The sequence below is a fragment of the Streptomyces sp. NPDC025784 genome, assembly GCF_055558435.1.
In genome coordinates this window covers 1-13,879 of sequence record NZ_JBVHMN010000005.1, presented here as the reverse complement: position 1 = coordinate 13,879, position 13,879 = coordinate 1, and the positions used below count along the sequence as shown (strand labels likewise).

Annotated in this window: 11 protein-coding genes and 3 pseudogenes; 5 read left to right on the top strand and 9 right to left on the bottom strand. The window is 69.6% G+C overall.

Translation table 11 applies throughout. From position 1 onward, the window contains the following. The first annotated feature begins 11 nt into the window (after positions 1–11). Entirely contained in the window at positions 12–551 is a 540-nt protein-coding gene (locus tag ACZ4IF_RS13600; protein WP_467562378.1) for a hypothetical protein, read from the top strand. A gap of 176 nt (positions 552–727) precedes the next feature. Here ACZ4IF_RS13600 and ACZ4IF_RS13595 read toward each other — a convergent pair whose 3' ends face one another. Together ACZ4IF_RS13595 and ACZ4IF_RS13590 are read right to left on the bottom strand one after the other, a co-directional pair. Next, positions 728–1,393, bottom strand: a complete 666-nt coding sequence (locus ACZ4IF_RS13595) for an LPXTG cell wall anchor domain-containing protein (protein ID WP_467562377.1) — start codon at positions 1,391–1,393, stop codon at positions 728–730. Between the two features lie 231 nt (positions 1,394–1,624). Further along, positions 1,625–2,623: an RNA polymerase subunit sigma-70 gene (locus tag ACZ4IF_RS13590; RefSeq protein WP_467562375.1), complete on the bottom strand. Its 999-nt coding sequence runs from the start codon at positions 2,621–2,623 to the stop codon at positions 1,625–1,627. A gap of 111 nt (positions 2,624–2,734) precedes the next feature. Here ACZ4IF_RS13590 and ACZ4IF_RS13585 point away from each other — a divergent pair, with 111 nt between their 5' ends. Continuing rightward, on the top strand, positions 2,735–3,373 hold the full coding sequence (locus ACZ4IF_RS13585; protein ID WP_467562373.1) for a nucleotidyltransferase domain-containing protein: 639 nt from the start codon (positions 2,735–2,737) through the stop codon (positions 3,371–3,373). 281 nt (positions 3,374–3,654) lie between these two features. Further along, positions 3,655–4,875, top strand: coding sequence for a metallophosphoesterase (locus ACZ4IF_RS13580; protein ID WP_467562371.1), 1,221 nt, complete (start codon positions 3,655–3,657; stop codon positions 4,873–4,875). A 122-nt stretch (positions 4,876–4,997) separates the two neighbouring features. Here ACZ4IF_RS13580 and ACZ4IF_RS13575 read toward each other — a convergent pair whose 3' ends face one another. The 4 genes and pseudogenes from ACZ4IF_RS13575 to ACZ4IF_RS13560 form a co-directional block, all read right to left on the bottom strand. Further along, positions 4,998–6,587 carry a hypothetical protein gene (locus ACZ4IF_RS13575; RefSeq protein ID WP_467563046.1) on the bottom strand — a complete coding sequence of 530 codons (1,590 nt, stop codon included), beginning with the start codon at positions 6,585–6,587 and terminating at the stop codon, positions 4,998–5,000. A gap of 78 nt (positions 6,588–6,665) precedes the next feature. Then, positions 6,666–6,975: pseudogene (locus tag ACZ4IF_RS13570) on the bottom strand (transposase family protein); the annotation flags it as partial. Positions 6,976–7,063: 88 nt separating this feature from the next. Next, the gene (locus tag ACZ4IF_RS13565) at positions 7,064–7,642 is read right to left on the bottom strand and encodes a hypothetical protein (RefSeq protein WP_467562369.1); all 579 of its coding nucleotides are present in this window, start codon (positions 7,640–7,642) and stop codon (positions 7,064–7,066) included. A 134-nt stretch (positions 7,643–7,776) separates the two neighbouring features. Then, positions 7,777–7,896 (bottom strand): annotated as a pseudogene (locus ACZ4IF_RS13560) (IS630 family transposase); the annotation flags it as partial. 90 nt (positions 7,897–7,986) lie between these two features. Between ACZ4IF_RS13560 and ACZ4IF_RS13555 the strand changes: the two are divergent. Beyond that, the gene (locus ACZ4IF_RS13555) at positions 7,987–8,607 is read left to right on the top strand and encodes a hypothetical protein (protein WP_467562367.1); all 621 of its coding nucleotides are present in this window, start codon (positions 7,987–7,989) and stop codon (positions 8,605–8,607) included. A gap of 282 nt (positions 8,608–8,889) precedes the next feature. Here the strand turns inward: ACZ4IF_RS13555 and ACZ4IF_RS13550 are convergent, their stop codons facing one another. From ACZ4IF_RS13550 to ACZ4IF_RS13540, 3 genes are all read right to left on the bottom strand, one after another. After that, on the bottom strand, positions 8,890–10,071 hold the full coding sequence (locus ACZ4IF_RS13550; protein ID WP_467562365.1) for an adenosylhomocysteinase: 1,182 nt from the start codon (positions 10,069–10,071) through the stop codon (positions 8,890–8,892). Positions 10,072–10,715: 644 nt separating this feature from the next. After that, positions 10,716–12,023: a serine/threonine-protein kinase gene (locus ACZ4IF_RS13545; RefSeq protein ID WP_467562363.1), complete on the bottom strand. Its 1,308-nt coding sequence runs from the start codon at positions 12,021–12,023 to the stop codon at positions 10,716–10,718. Positions 12,024–12,325: 302 nt separating this feature from the next. After that, positions 12,326–13,141 (bottom strand): aminoglycoside phosphotransferase family protein, encoded by an 816-nt coding sequence (locus ACZ4IF_RS13540; RefSeq protein ID WP_467562361.1) that lies wholly within the window; start codon positions 13,139–13,141, stop codon positions 12,326–12,328. A 514-nt stretch (positions 13,142–13,655) separates the two neighbouring features. Between ACZ4IF_RS13540 and ACZ4IF_RS13535 the strand changes: the two are divergent. Further along, a pseudogene (locus ACZ4IF_RS13535) lies at positions 13,656–13,879 on the top strand (hypothetical protein); the annotation flags it as partial.

Sequence of the window (13,879 nt, the reverse complement as noted above, 5' to 3'; positions counted from 1 at the left end):
AGGGTTCGCGCGTGACGGCGCTGCTGGTCGGGCTCGCGGCCACGCTCACGCTCTCGGCGTGCGGCGTCCCTCCGTCCGGCGTCATCGAGGCCGGCGAACCGGCGAGCGGCATCCTCCCCGATTCACCACCCTCGGTGCCGATCGTCGTCTCCCTCTATTTCCTGCACGACGGTGCTCTGAAGGCGTATCCCCGCAAGATGGTCGATCCCGTGGAAGTCGGGACCCTGATGGGCCAGCTGTTCGACGGACCGACGAAAAGCGAGTCCGTGACGGCCACCACACAGCTTCCCCGCCTGGCGGAAACACCGGAGGTGACCGCCGACAGTGGCAACGGTGTCACCATCAAGCTCCCTGACGATGCAGCTCCCCTCAGCCGTTCCGCCGTGCTGCAACTGGCGTGCACGGTGGCCCAGGTGAGCGGATCGTTCGCCAAGCTGCCCTCGAACGCGCATCGGGACGGCGCCCTCCCCTCCACGAGCGTCCATGTGCTCGGGGACGGATGGACGAGGACGCAGTCGGCCGACTCGTGTCCCGACCCTTGGCAGGCGTAGAAGGGGCGCGTCACTTCAGCCGTCGACACTCCGGGCCGGGCCGTCCTCAGTGTGCACGACCGGTGCCCCTCCCCGGCGGGCGGGCAGCCTCGTCCAGGGCGTCCCAACCCTGTTCGTCGAGGATGCCCGCGTCCTGGTCAGCGGGGTCACGGTTCGTCGGAGGGGGACAGTGCCCCTCAGGCCTTACGGCGGCGCAGCACCAGGTAACCACCCGCTGCGAGCATCGCGGCCGCTGCCGCGGACAGCAGGCCCACCGGCGCGCCGTTACCGGTCTCGGCGAGGTCGCCCTCGCTGCCCTGCGCCGACGGTGACGACGAGGCGGCGGCCTCGGAGGACGTGGACGGGCTCGCGGTCGGCTCGGTGGCGGAGTCGCCCGGCGAGGCCGACGCCGACGGCGAGGCGGAGGTGCCGCCGCCCTCCTCCTTGTCCTCGCAGTCCGTCCAGAACACCTTGTGCTTGGCCGAGCCGTGCTCGCCCTCGAAGTTCCAGAACAGCTTGTAGTGCCCGTCGGGCAGCGTCATGTCCTGCGTACGGCCGTGACCTTCGCCGTCCAGCGTGATCGCGCCGGACTTCACGGTCTCGCCCTTGACGGCGGCCGTCGGTGCCCAGGCCTCGATGTGCCAGTCGACCTGCTGGCCGTTGTCGAAGCCGAACGCGTCCAAGTAGAACTCGCACACGTGCGGTTCGTTCTTGCGCAGTTCCTCGCCGGTGCCGGCGTCATGGATCTTGACGGTGCCGTTGTCACCAGGAGGGGTGGCGTGGGCGGTGGCCGGAACACAGAACACCGCGGCCGAGGCCGCGGCGACGGCGGACAGAGCGCCGACGCGGGTGAGGTTTCGCATGAGGCAGTAATCCACTCTGCGTGAAAGGAACGGGAAGATGCCGAGGGGCGGCTCAGCTTCCAGCCGGGACTGACTTCAGGTCAATCACGGACAGGCAACACTCGGATCCTTCACAGACGTGAATCCTCCCCCTCATGAATGAGAGGGCTTCTCGCCATCACCGCGACACGCGATCCCGGACCTGTCCCGAAAGCGGGCAAGGCCCGCGCAGCATGAGCGTCTGTGCTGGGCCTACTCCGTGCCGTCCGGCGGCAGGCGCTCCGGCAGCCCGAGTCGCGGGAACCGGTCGTCGTGGAACGTGACGATCTCGGTGATGGCCCCGCAGGTGACCCGCAGGACGTCGATCGTGAGCGGCAGGTACGCGCCCTCCGGCTTCCGCCAGAGGTAGAAGGCGACGGCGGGCTGCCGGTTCACGCAGGTGAGGACGGCGCGCAGGCCCTTCATGCCCTCGAAGCCGCTCTCGACCCAGTCGTTCACCACCGTGTCGCGGCCGACGTGCAGGCCCGGCGTGGGCGGCATCGAGCACCGCACGTCGTCCCGCAGCATCGAGGCGAGCGCCGGAACGTCCGTGGCCACGCTGGCGTCGGTATAGCGGCGCACCAACTCGCGCGTCCGAGCGTCCTGTTCGCCACCGGTCCAGTCCTGCCGCTCGGCGGGCAGGTGCTCCCGCATGCCGGCGCGGGCCCGCTGCAGCGCGCTGTTCACGGAGTTGACGGAGTCCCCGAGGATCTCCGCGACGTCCTTCGCCGGCCGGCCGAGCACGTCCCGCAGGATCAGCACGGCCCGCGGGCGCGGCGCGAGGTGCTGGACCGCGACCAGGTACGCCAGCTCGATCGTCTCCCGCGCGAAAGCGACGGTCTCCGGCTCGTCCGCGTCGTTCGCGGGCAGCTCGTCGAGCAGCCGGTCCGGGTAGGGCTGCAGCCACAGCACCTCGCCGCCGGTCGCAGGCTCCGGGCGGCACCTGGCGAGCAGGTCCAGGCAGGCGTTGGTGGCGATCCGGTACAGCCAGGCCCGGAACGTCGACCGCCCCTCGAAGGTCTCCCGCCGCCTCCAGGCGCGGAGGAACGTCTCCTGCACGGTGTCCTCGGCGTCCTCGAACGACCCGAGCATCCGGTAGCAGTGCACGTGCAGCTCCCGCCGGTGCCGCTCCGCCAGCCTCGAGAACGCCGGCTCGTCGACCTCGCCCAGCCCGCACACGCCCAGCTCCTCCGGCCTCGTGTCCGCACTCATCGCGTCATCCTTCCGCGTCGTCGTGTCCCGTCCTAGGTGTGACGGGTGCGGGCACGAAAACTCATCACCAAGGGCCATACCCGGGTCGGTTCGGGTCAGTAGGTTGTGCTGATGACCGAATCCCTGCCGCCCGGCGGCGCCGTGCTCGATGTGGACGAACTCGAGGCCCGCTGGACGGACGCCTGGCGTCCGGAACAAGTAGCGGAGCGGTTGGATGGGGTCGGTGTGACCTGGTGCATCGCGGCCGGGTGGGCGCTGGATCTGTTTCGCGGGGAACAGTCGCGGCCGCACGGCGATCTGGAGATCGCGGTGCCCGCGGCGGGGTTCCCGGAGATTCGGGGCCGCTTCCCCGAGTACGTGTTCGACGCGGTGGGTTCGGGGCGGGTCTGGCCAGGGGCGGGAGCCGAGGCGCTGGCGGCCACGCACCAGACCTGGCTGCGGGATCCGACGAGCGGCCAGTTCCTGTTCGACGTCTTCCGCGAGCCCCACGAGGGCGGCACGTGGATCTTCCGGCGGGACGAAGGTCTGAGGCTGCCGTACGACACGATCATCGAGCGAACGGCGGACGGCATCCCCTACCTGGCGCCGGAGCTGGCGTTGTTGTTCAAGGCAAGGGCGCAACGGCCCAAGGACCAAGCGGACTTCGACGCGGTGCTGCCGCTGCTGGGCCGGGCGCGGCGGGACGTCCTCACTGGATTGCTGGAGACCGTGCACCCCTGGCATCCGTGGCTGACCGAACTGGCAGGGTGAGTAGCGCGGGCCGCGCCAGTGCATGGCAACGGGCCTTCCACTGCCGAGGACTGGGGGCCGACCGCGTCCTGATCGTGCCGCAGGGCCGGCGGTCAGACCGATGGAGGCCGGCCCGATGCGGCCGCATCGCTGTCGCGGCTCATGCCGAGGGAGGTGTCTGCGGCGGACTCTTGCCATCCCGGGCGAACCCGAAGGGGCCGGGCCCATGAACGCCGGTCCGGCCGGCCCGAGGGCGACCGGATACAGTGCGTGAGACGGCAGCCTGGTCAGGGAGGGCAAGCGTGACCGCCACCAGCAACATCCAACCCGCCGACGGTGAAGCGCCAGCGCCGCGGCAGAGCCGACTGCTCCGCCTGATGCGCTACATCCCCCTGATCGCCCCCGTCCTGCTGTGGGCCGTGCCCTGCTGGGCGCTCCTGTACGGCGGACAGCACTGGCCGCTGCCCGTCATGCTCGTCGGCACCGCCCTGTTCGCCCTCGGCCTCGTGTGCATGCCGCTCGCGATGGTGCGCGGCCACGGCCGGCGTCAGCAGGACCGGGCGGCGATCGTCGGTGACACCCTGCTGGGCACCAGCTGGATTCTGTTCACCTGGTCCGTTCTGCTCGGCGTCCTGCTGCGGCTCGCCCTGACTGTGACCGGCGTCGGCGAGGCCCAGGACCGGGCCCGCGTCGTCACGTGGGCCGTCCTCGGCGTAACCGCCGTACTGCTCGGCTGGGGGTACGCCGAGGCCCGACGTGTGCCGCGCGTGCGCCGACTCGACGTGCAACTCCCGCGGCTGGGTGCCGGGTTGGACGGCGTCCGCGTCGTCCTCATCACCGACACCCACTACGGCCCACTCGATCGCGCTCGCTGGTCGGCACGGGTGTGCGAGACGGTGAACACTCTGGAAGCCGACCTGGTCTGCCACACCGGCGACATCGCGGACGGCACGGCCGAACGCCGCCGTGCGCAGGCCGTCCCACTCGGTTCCGTCCGGGCCACCCGCGCCCGGGTGTATGTCACCGGCAACCACGAGTACTACAGCGAGGCCCAGGGCTGGGTCGACCTGATGGACGAGCTGGGCTGGGAGCCGCTGCGCAACCGCCATCTGCTGCTCGAACGCGGAGGCGACACCCTCGTGGTCGCCGGCGTCGACGACGTCACCGCCGAGTCCTCCGGCCTGGCAGGCCATCGCGCCCACCTCGCCGGAGCCCTGGACGGAGCCGACCCCGACCTGCCCGTCCTGCTCCTGGCGCACCAGCCCAAGTTCGTCGACCGGGCGGCAGCCGCCGGCATCGATCTCCAGCTCTCCGGCCACACCCACGGCGGCCAGATCTGGCCCTTCCACCACATGGTCCGCATCGACCAGCCCGCCGTGGCCGGACTCAGCCGGCACGGCGACCGCACCCTCCTCTACACCAGCCGTGGCACCGGCTTCTGGGGTCCGCCGTTCCGCGTCTTCGCCCCCAGCGAGATCACCCTGCTCGTGCTCCGCTCCCCGCACCTGCCCACCTCGCCGTAGCACGGGACGAGCCAACACATCCGCTCAGAACTGTCCACGCCGAGGGGTGCAGCGGCAACACAGGACCAGGCCCGTCTCGCCGAGGACAAGATCCGGACCGTTGCGGTTGGACCGGGCCCCGGTCAATCCGCGACCGAGCAGTCCAGGATCCGCCCGTCCACCGTCCCCACGACCAGCCGCTGTTGCTCCGCCCGGTACGCGGCGGACACCGGCGTGACCGGGTGGCCGTGCGCGCGCAGGGTGTGCCTTGCTCGCACCTCGCCCGTCGCCGTGTCGAGGGTCTCCACCTCACCGGTGAGATACACGACGTACATCCTCCGCTCGTCGCCGTCGAGATCGGCGAGCGGCTTGTCGGTGCCGTACACCCAGCGTGCGTCTCCGTCCGGCAGCCGTCGGCTCACGACGTACGTGCCCTCACGGGCGTCCGTGCAGGTGGCGCCCTGTTCGTAGGACCGGCCCGCGTGGACGAGGGTGTGTGTCAGCTCGACGGCGGGGCCGTACCAGGGCCGTAGTGCGGACGCCGGGTCCCAGCTCAAGGGGAAGAGGGCGCGCAAGGTGGCGGGGCCGTGGGCGCCCGGAGGATCGATCGCGTGGATCCACGGCGCGTCGTCGTCCGGCCCGGGGCCGTCCACATACAGCAGGCGGGCGCTGTGCCTGACGTGCAGCGCCGGGGAGTTGGAGCGGTTGGGGGCGAGGCCCAGGCGTGCCGCCTCCTGGTGCGTGGGGGCGAGCAGCAGCGCCGCGTCTGCGTCGCGCCCTCGCGGGCGCAGGGCGAGCCAGCCTTCGTCCGCGGCGCACAGTGCGGAGACCGACGGCACGTTCACGCGGTCCACCGCACCGCCGTCCGCCGTCGATATCCGCCGAACAGTGGTCGCGCGGTCGACCAGCCGGCCCGAGGCCTCGTCGCGCCGGTAGCCCTGGTACGTCACCCACGCCGACTCGTCGTCCGGGGCCGCCTCGACCCGGACGCTCCCCTCCCCGTCCGGGGGAAGAGCCCACCTCAGCGCGCCGGACTGATCCCAGCATTCGAGGTCCGTGTGTCGCCCTGTGGCGAGCACCCGGCCGTCGTTCAGCACCGCGAGATCCCGCACCTCCGCCCGCCGTCGCCACTGGCCCTCCGTCAGCCGTGCGAGGGTGTCCTCCACACGCGGGTCGTAAAGGAGCCCGCTCTCGACCATCGGGTGGCGTGAGTCGTCGGGGTCGACCAGACCGGCCGGAGCCGACAGCCAGTCGTCCACCGCGACGGCCAGCTCGAAGCCCTTGCGGAAGCCCCCGTCCTTGTCCTCGGGGGAGAGCAACATCGCGAGCCTGCCGTCCTCCAGCCAGCGCAGGTGGCGCACTTGGCGGCTCTTGCTCAGCAGGTTCGTCACGCGCCCGGTCTCCAGGTGCAGCAGGAGCAGCTGTCCCTGGAAGTCCCACGAGCCGTCGTAGCGGCCGGTGCCGACGGCGACGATCGGCAGCTCGGGATGGGGCTCGATGGCGCATACGGAGTGGCGGGAGGCGACGACGTGGCGCGGACGGAGGGTGCCGGCCTCGTACACGCCGATCCGGTGGGCGAGCCAGTGGCCCGTACCGCGCCACATGACGTGCCCGAGGTCACCGGCCGCGATGACGCAGCCGTGACGCGCGTCGGTCATCGCCCACACGGGCCGGCCGATCTCGGCGAACGGCTGGTCCCCAAGTATTCGGCGGACGGTCAGCTCATCCGGCACGACTGTCTCCCCCCAGGTGGCGCACAGTCTGCCAGGGCCGGCGCCTTCGTGCGGTCTTCCGAGGGAATCGAATCGTCCGATGAGCACAGCGTCCTTGCGGAACCGTCTGCGGGGCTTCAGGCCCGAGCAGGGGACCGAGGTGGCTGATGATGCGATCAGCCACGGACTTCGAGACGTCGAACAGAGCTGTCGGCTGGCGCAGCGTCAAGTTGGTGCGCCAGTACGCCGTGACGAGCAGGACCCAGTCCTGCAGCGGGAGGAACCACGGCCGACCTCCGCTTTACCGTGCCCGCTCCTTCACGCCGCAGCTGTGTGACCAACGTGCGAAACAGAGAGGGCTCAACCTGGTGAAGGGCTCTATCCAGGACCGCCGCGACGCCGTGATCACACTACTGACCTTGAAAGCGTGATGTCGGAGGAAGAGGTGGGGAGGAAGGCATCCGCTCGGCAGTTGCTTCGGAAGGGCCTGCCGGCGCTCACCACTCGAAGGTCTTCCACTCCTCTTGGGGGATGCAGCCCTCCGTGGTGTCCCCGCAACGCTCGGCCCATGCTTCGGCCACCATCACCGGGCGGCTCAGCACGAGGTCGCCAGCCCGCTGAGCCCGAAGCACCAGACCAAGCTGCTCCGAGTACGGATTCTCGTTCTGCGAGCCCCGTAGCTCCATCTCGTGCGTCTCGAGGTAGTCGACGAAGTGATTCTCCAGACGTGATGGCACCTGCCCGACGAGTGCCATCCCGTCCAGGGTCACCTGCGGGCCGCGCAGTGCGTTGACCGCAACGCCTGCCAAGCCGATCGATCGGTCGTAGTACACGGTTACCGCTGGCCCGAAGAACGGTGCATCAAGGAGGTGCACCGACCAAAACTCGGCACATCCGTGCTTGTTCCCGGAAGAACTCTCCCAAGTTGCAGTTCCGGTCTCAAGGACGCCGTCGAGTGCCGCCTCTGCCTGCTCGTGCGTCATGCCGAACTCCAGAGGCCCGACACATTCGAATGGCGTGAACGCCCACAGGAGACGCCGCTCCTCCTCCAGCACGCCCCAGACGTCCGTCACCACGATCAACCTCCGGTCAGTAAAGCGCCCCAGCCTGGACAGCCGGCGGCGCGACGATACCGGGCCTGTTCGATTGGAGATGCAGCGGTGCCATTGCCGTGGTCAGACTGGTTGGTCGTCGGCTGGCCGCTGCGCGGGGACAGGCCTGTGCCGGTGAGGGAGCCGTCAATCAAGTCCGGACGGTACTGGATCTTCTTGAGCCGGTGTTTCACGGCCCTGGCGATCTCGCCGAGGTCCGCGGCAGCCAGGTTGCTGACGACTGGGGGTGCTGACCTGCCCCATAACTGGGCGGCGCCCACACCGATCCCCCATCGGACCATGTCAGTGGCTGGTGACAGGATCCGGGGGTGCTCATCAAGGGATACGACGAAGGCCCGCTGGTAGCGGGCGAATCGCTGATGCTCCGTCCGGGCTTCTGGTCGAACTACCTACTGGCGCTGTGCAGTGACGGGGCGTGTGCCGAGCGCCCGGTTCCGGAGTGGTTCGGAAATGACGGCGCCGATGCCGACGCCTTGTCCGAGGTCCTCTTCGATCCCGAACACTGGCCGGTCTTCCGGGTGCCGGCCGAAGAGGGTCCCGGAGCCGTGGTGATCTACCGGAACATGGTCGGTGACTACGGCACCGACTACCTCCTCACCGATCCAGACAGGGCCGCCCAGCAGATCGCCAGCTGGGAAGGAGACTTCTCGGGGATAGGGCTGACGTGGCACGAACTGGTCCGCATCGCCGACCACCCGTCCCTCATGGCCGAAGGCGTCCAGGACACAGCCGCCCGCCTCCTGCTGGTCCTTCCCCTTCTCACCGACCTGGACCTGACCGAGGCGGCGCCGGCAAGGCTCACGGCCGCCCTGACCGCGGTCGGCGCGCCACAGCACACTGCCTCCACCACGGCGGAGCACCTGCTTGCCCACCTCACGCGTAGATCCTGGCACGATCCCACGTGGGAGTCTCCTTTGAGCGGCAGCTGAAGGCCAGGTCATGCACCCGGAGCGCTCCATGGCACGGTCCCGGTGGCTGTCCGAAACTGAGGCCAAGGTGGAACCGAACACGTCGGCGCCCGCCTCCAGCGCGGTGACGCTGTCCAAGAGGGCCTGAAAGGCGCGGCCCGAAGATCGGACGACCGGGCAACGGATACTGACCGGACGGGTGTTCGGGAAGGTCAGGGTGAGCGTTGGCGTCCGAGTTCGTCTGGCGGGGCTCATGCGTCCGGGACGACCGGGCACACGAGCCCCATCAGTAGGGTTCCGCGCTCAGATGCGGCTCAGTGTGTGGACCAGGTCGGCGGCGATTTGACGGTCGATGGATGTGGGCACGGCCTGCGCTCCGGTCGCGAGCGGTTGGTCGTGGCCGGTGGCGATGGCGGCGAGGCTGCGTGCCTGCAGGGTGAGACCGAGATCCATGGCCTGGATCGGATTGCCCTTGGCCGCCGTCAGGTTGATCATCTTCGTGTCCGCGAGGATCACGATCTCGCGTCCGTCGTGCAGCCGGTGCACGGCGCGTTCCTGTCCGCTGGGGCCGGAGCGGTGCACGCCGGCCGTGTGCTCGGCGAGCACACCCGCGTCCAGTTCCCAGGGCATGTGTCCGACGCCGGCGATGACCGAGCCGTCACGCAGGGCGCCGAGCTCTGCGGCGCCGATGACGCTCGGGTGGCCGGTGGCCAGGAAGAGGAGCTGGGTGCGGGGGAGGAGGTCGATGAGGTCGCCGACCTGGTGGCCGGCCATCACGGCCTCCAGGGCGCGGTAGGGGTCGGTGTCGGCAACCGCCACACGGGCGCCGAGTCGAGCCAGGGTGTCTGCGACGCCGCGTCCGCAGGGGCCGTAGCCGACGACGGTGGCGTGGACACCGGGGATCATGAGGTTGGTGGCGTTCATGAAGCCCTGGACAACGCTCTGGCCGACGCCGAACTCGTTCTCGACCAAGAGCTTGAGGCGGCTGTCGTTGATGACGATCACCGGAAAGTCCGGCTGCCTCTCCCAGGAGCGAATGCGCAGGCCACCGGTGGTGGTCTCCTCCGTGGCGCCCACGAGCCCGGACAGGCCGCCGCGGGCGAGGACGCCCTCGATCAGGTCGGCACCGTTGTCGAGGATGAGATCGGGCCGCGCGTCGAGGACCTGTGCGATGTTCTCGCGGTGCTGATCGAGGTCGTCGGTGCGGTGGCCGACGACCTCGATGCCGTAGTCGCGCAGCGCGTCCGCCGTGTCTTCCTGGGTGGTGCCCGGGGAGCCGGTGAGGGTGATCTCGGCGCCTGCCTGGGCGAGGTAGCCGACGAGAACCGCTGTCTTTGGTTCGATGTGCAGGCAGATGCCGATGCGGCGGCCGGCGAATGCCGCGGCGTGGGTCTCCATGGTGGCCGCCAGCATCGGCATGTGGCGGGCGGCCCACCGGACGCCGTCGTGCGGGATCGGGCAGCGGGCAGGGGAAAGCTCAGGCATGACGAGTTCCTTCGGTTGAAGAGTGACGTCCATGGCACGTCAGGTGCCGTGGTCCCGGAGTCGAAGGCACACGTGTGCCTTCGACGTGGATCAACTCGTCAGCCGTAGAAGTCGCTGCGGAAGGAGTGGTCGCCGAAGATCCACAGGTGGTGGCTCCCCTGGCATGCGCTCATCAGGAACCTCCTCTGTGTGATCAGGGCGTTTCGCATACTGCTCCTGCCGGGAAGTTATACACATAACGTCGAAGAGGCAAGACCCGGAAGGCCGACTGGGCGGGGGTCATGGCTATGGGTGACGGCATGGGCGGGGGCCATGGCGACGGGTGTCGGCCCGCAGCATCACATCGAACAATTGCGTGATCTCTCCACCAGCTGCGCCCGAGGCCGGCCGCTCACGGCCGCCTCGTCGGCGCGACCGGAACCTGACCTGACAGGTACTTCGAGACCGTGCGAGGTTCAGCCCAGTCACCTGGCGATCTTCCCGCGGGCTCATCGCGCCGGACTCGTACAGCCCGCGAAACTGCCTCGGCTCTAGCCACCGGTGCGGATCCCACACCACCGTCAGCCGTCCTCCGCCGTACGGCGGAGGTGATCCAGAGTCACCTACGGGAGTCGGTCAACGCTACGAGCCCCGATCTGGCTCGCTCAGTCGTCCTCGCCTTCCTTGTGCTTCCCTTGCTTGTTCCCCCGCTGCTCTTGCTCGGGTCCCCGCTCCGGACGGTCTGCGGTGCTCGCCGGCAGCGATGCGGTGGATGAAGGGTCGTTCGTGTCGGACGGGGAGCTGGTCGGCTCCTGAGCCGTCGTGGGGCCGGTGGTGCCGGGCGTTGGGGTGTGCGGGGTCTCCGCCGAACTGCTGCCCGGGGAGAACCACAGCACCCCGGCGAGCATGGCGGCCAGGAAGGTCACCGCCGCGGCGGCCACGCCCGCGACCCTCGGCCGGTGCGCCACGAGGGTGCGGACAGTCGGCCCGCCCCGGCGCCGCGGCGCCCGCGACCGACGCGTGTGCCCGGCGGAGGAGGGCAAGGCGTAGGTGGTCGCGGGGCCGGCCTCAGTGGTGTACGGCTGCCGCGTGGAGGGGGCGTCGTGTCCTGGTGACGGCGCGGATGCGGGCCCCGTCGCAGGGGCAGGCATCGGCTCGGGCCGGCCCTGCCACGCGCCGGAGGCGAACCAGTCGGCGACCTGTTGTGTGTCGGGCCGGTCATTCGGCTGCTTGGCGAGGAGGGCCAGGAGGTAGTTCTCGAACGCGGCCGGGATGTCCGCGCCCCGCTGCCGGGGCGGCACGGGGGCGGTGTCCAGGTGCTGGTGGAGGATCGCGAGGGCGGTGTCGGCCTGGAACGGCGGTTGGCCGGTGAGGAGTTGATAGATCACGCAGCCGAGGGCGTACACGTCGCAGGCGGGTTCGGCGGGCCGGCCGAGGGCACGCTCGGGGGCGAGGTAGAGGCTCGTGCCGACGATCTGTCCCGTCGTGGTGAGGGCTGCGGCCGGATCGTCGACGAAGCGGGCGATGCCGAAATCACCGATCTTGAGCGTGCCGTCGGAGTCCAGAAGGAGGTTGGCGGGTTTGATGTCGCGGTGCACGATGCCTTGTTGGTGGGCGGCGGCGAGCCCGGCGGCGGCCTGAGCGGCGATCTGCGCCACCTGCCCGGCGGGAAGCGGGCCGGTGGTGGTGAGGTGACGGGCGAGGCTGTCACCCTCAACCAGCTCCATCACCAGGAAGAGACGGTCTTCGTGCTGGCCGAAGTCGAACACGCCCACCACATGGGGGTGGTTGAGGCTCCCTGCGGTCTGTGCCTCCAGGCGGAAACGTGAGGCGGCCGTCGGGTCCGTGTCCTGGGGGAGCAGGAGTTTGACGGCTACTGGTCTGTCGAGAATCTCGTCGAAGCCTCGCCAGACCTCTCCCATCGCGCCGCGTCCGATGGGATTGTGCAGCCGGTATCGGCCCGCTATCAGCACCTGTGTTTCACCCTCATGCTCATGCCGTGAGACGTCTCGATCGCCGCAGGCTGTCACTGACCACATGATCTCGGGTGGCGATGGGGGGACCGCAGCCGCCCAAGCCTATCGGTCAGGGCGGAGAGACCTGACGAGCCGCCAAAGGCGGGCACGGGTCGGCATCGTCGCCGATGGTCGCGCCGCCCGGCGCAGGTGCAGGGGCGGTGCAGCGCGGGCGGCAAGTACCGCCAGGCGCACCCGCTGACCAACACGTGATGATGACTGCGAACAGCTTGAGATCTTGTTCGTCAACCTCGGGCCGGTCAGTCCATCAGGGTGGCCATGAACACCTCGCGGTGGGCCACCAACCACTCCTGAACGCGATCCCACCGTTGCCAACCACCGCGCTCGGACAGCACCTGTGTGTAGACGGGGTCACCGTCGGCCACGCGGTCGGCGACGAAGGCCCGGCAGGACGCGGTGGCCTGTTCAATGACTCGGGGCAGTTCAGCGCGCTGCTGCGGCGAGAGGCCGTAGCTGTCGGCGAGGAGCCGCAGTCGCCTCGGGACATCCAGCCCGGCCGGGTGAAGGGCTGCCGCAGATTCGGGATCGAGCATGGGGACCCAGTAGCGGGCGGTCATGGCGACATCCCACAGTGGCCGCCCGGGCGCCGCCAGGTCGAAATCGATCAGGGCCGTGGCACGACCGTCGTGGAAGACGACATTCTCCGGGCACACGTCGTTGTGGCACAGCATCGTTCCTCCCTCCGGGTCGGCCAGAGCCTGGGGCCACGCGGCGAGGGTGTCCACAGAGATGGTCACGCTGACGTCGTGCAGGCGCCGTAGCAGGCTTCCCACCGAACGCAGAGCGGTCTCCGTCATCACCCAGCGGGGAAACGGTGGCAGGGCAACATCGCCGGGGATGTAGGTCAGCTGCTCGCGGCCGTCCTGGGTGAGCTCGACCGGGGTGGGAGCCGCGTCGAAGCCGTGCTCTTTGAGCGCGCGGAGGTGGGCGTGAAGGGCGCGCGCAGTAGGCGGCGCCGGGCGTTCCACCAGGGAACCGCGACGGAAGACCGCGCCCGCGTTCACCATGCCGCCGTCCAGCGCTTCGCCGAATGTCTCCTCGCCCTCAGATGTCATGCCGATCACGCTACCGGCAGGTCGGCATTGGTTGGACCGGCTCAGAAATGCGCTTCGAACTCGGTGGCTCAGCTGGGCATCCACCAGACGCTGAAGCGGCCCCCTTCTGATCATGTGCTCCGACCGAGGCGCACGTGACCAAGACGAAGGGCGTGAAGGTGAGTCCGCTGCCTGATGCAGCCGCGGAGGAAGCGTTCGCGAAAGCCTCACGCTTCCGGGGCAAGTCGTACGCGTGCCTGCCCAGAGGCGGCGATGAGCTGTTCGAGCTGACCGATGCGGTGCTCCGTGCGCCGGGTGCGGTGCATTCGGCAGTCGAGCTGACCCTCCTGCGCGAACACCGACGCAGGCATGGCGCCGGGCGCCCTCCGGCTGCGAGGACGGCTCCGCCTCTCGGGGATCGTTTGCGCCTGAGCCGACGAAAGTCAGCCACGACGGCGGTCATGCAGCGATTGTGCGTGCGTGTGCCTCACTGCACGCCCCGGTCGGCGGCAGCGCGATCCGACTGTCATCGTCCGTGGCGGAGATCGTCGAAGTCACAGTCAAATCGCGGGGTGTTGGCGGCGCCGCTCGACGGCCGGTGATCCCTGAGCGGGGGTTCATCGAGGTACGGCGCGACCCGGCGCGGTTCGCGCTTGTTGGTGTCAGAAGCCGTGTCTCAACCGATCACGGAACGTGCAAGTCGAACAGGTTTCTCGCCGGGGTGATCTTCTGGCGGTCGACGCATGAAGACAGGGCCCC

Bases quoted from the DNA above. Each gene is read 5' to 3' on its own strand.
- ACZ4IF_RS13595 (WP_467562377.1), bottom strand. From the start codon at position 1,393: ATGCGAAACCTCACCCGCGTCGGCGCTCTGTCCGCCGTCGCCGCGGCC.
- ACZ4IF_RS13590 (WP_467562375.1), bottom strand. From the start codon at position 2,623: ATGAGTGCGGACACGAGGCCGGAGGAGCTGGGCGTGTGCGGGCTGGGC.
- ACZ4IF_RS13585 (WP_467562373.1), top strand. From the start codon at position 2,735: ATGACCGAATCCCTGCCGCCCGGCGGCGCCGTGCTCGATGTGGACGAA.
- ACZ4IF_RS13550 (WP_467562365.1), bottom strand. From the start codon at position 10,071: ATGCCTGAGCTTTCCCCTGCCCGCTGCCCGATCCCGCACGACGGCGTC.
- ACZ4IF_RS13540 (WP_467562361.1), bottom strand. From the start codon at position 13,141: ATGACATCTGAGGGCGAGGAGACATTCGGCGAAGCGCTGGACGGCGGC.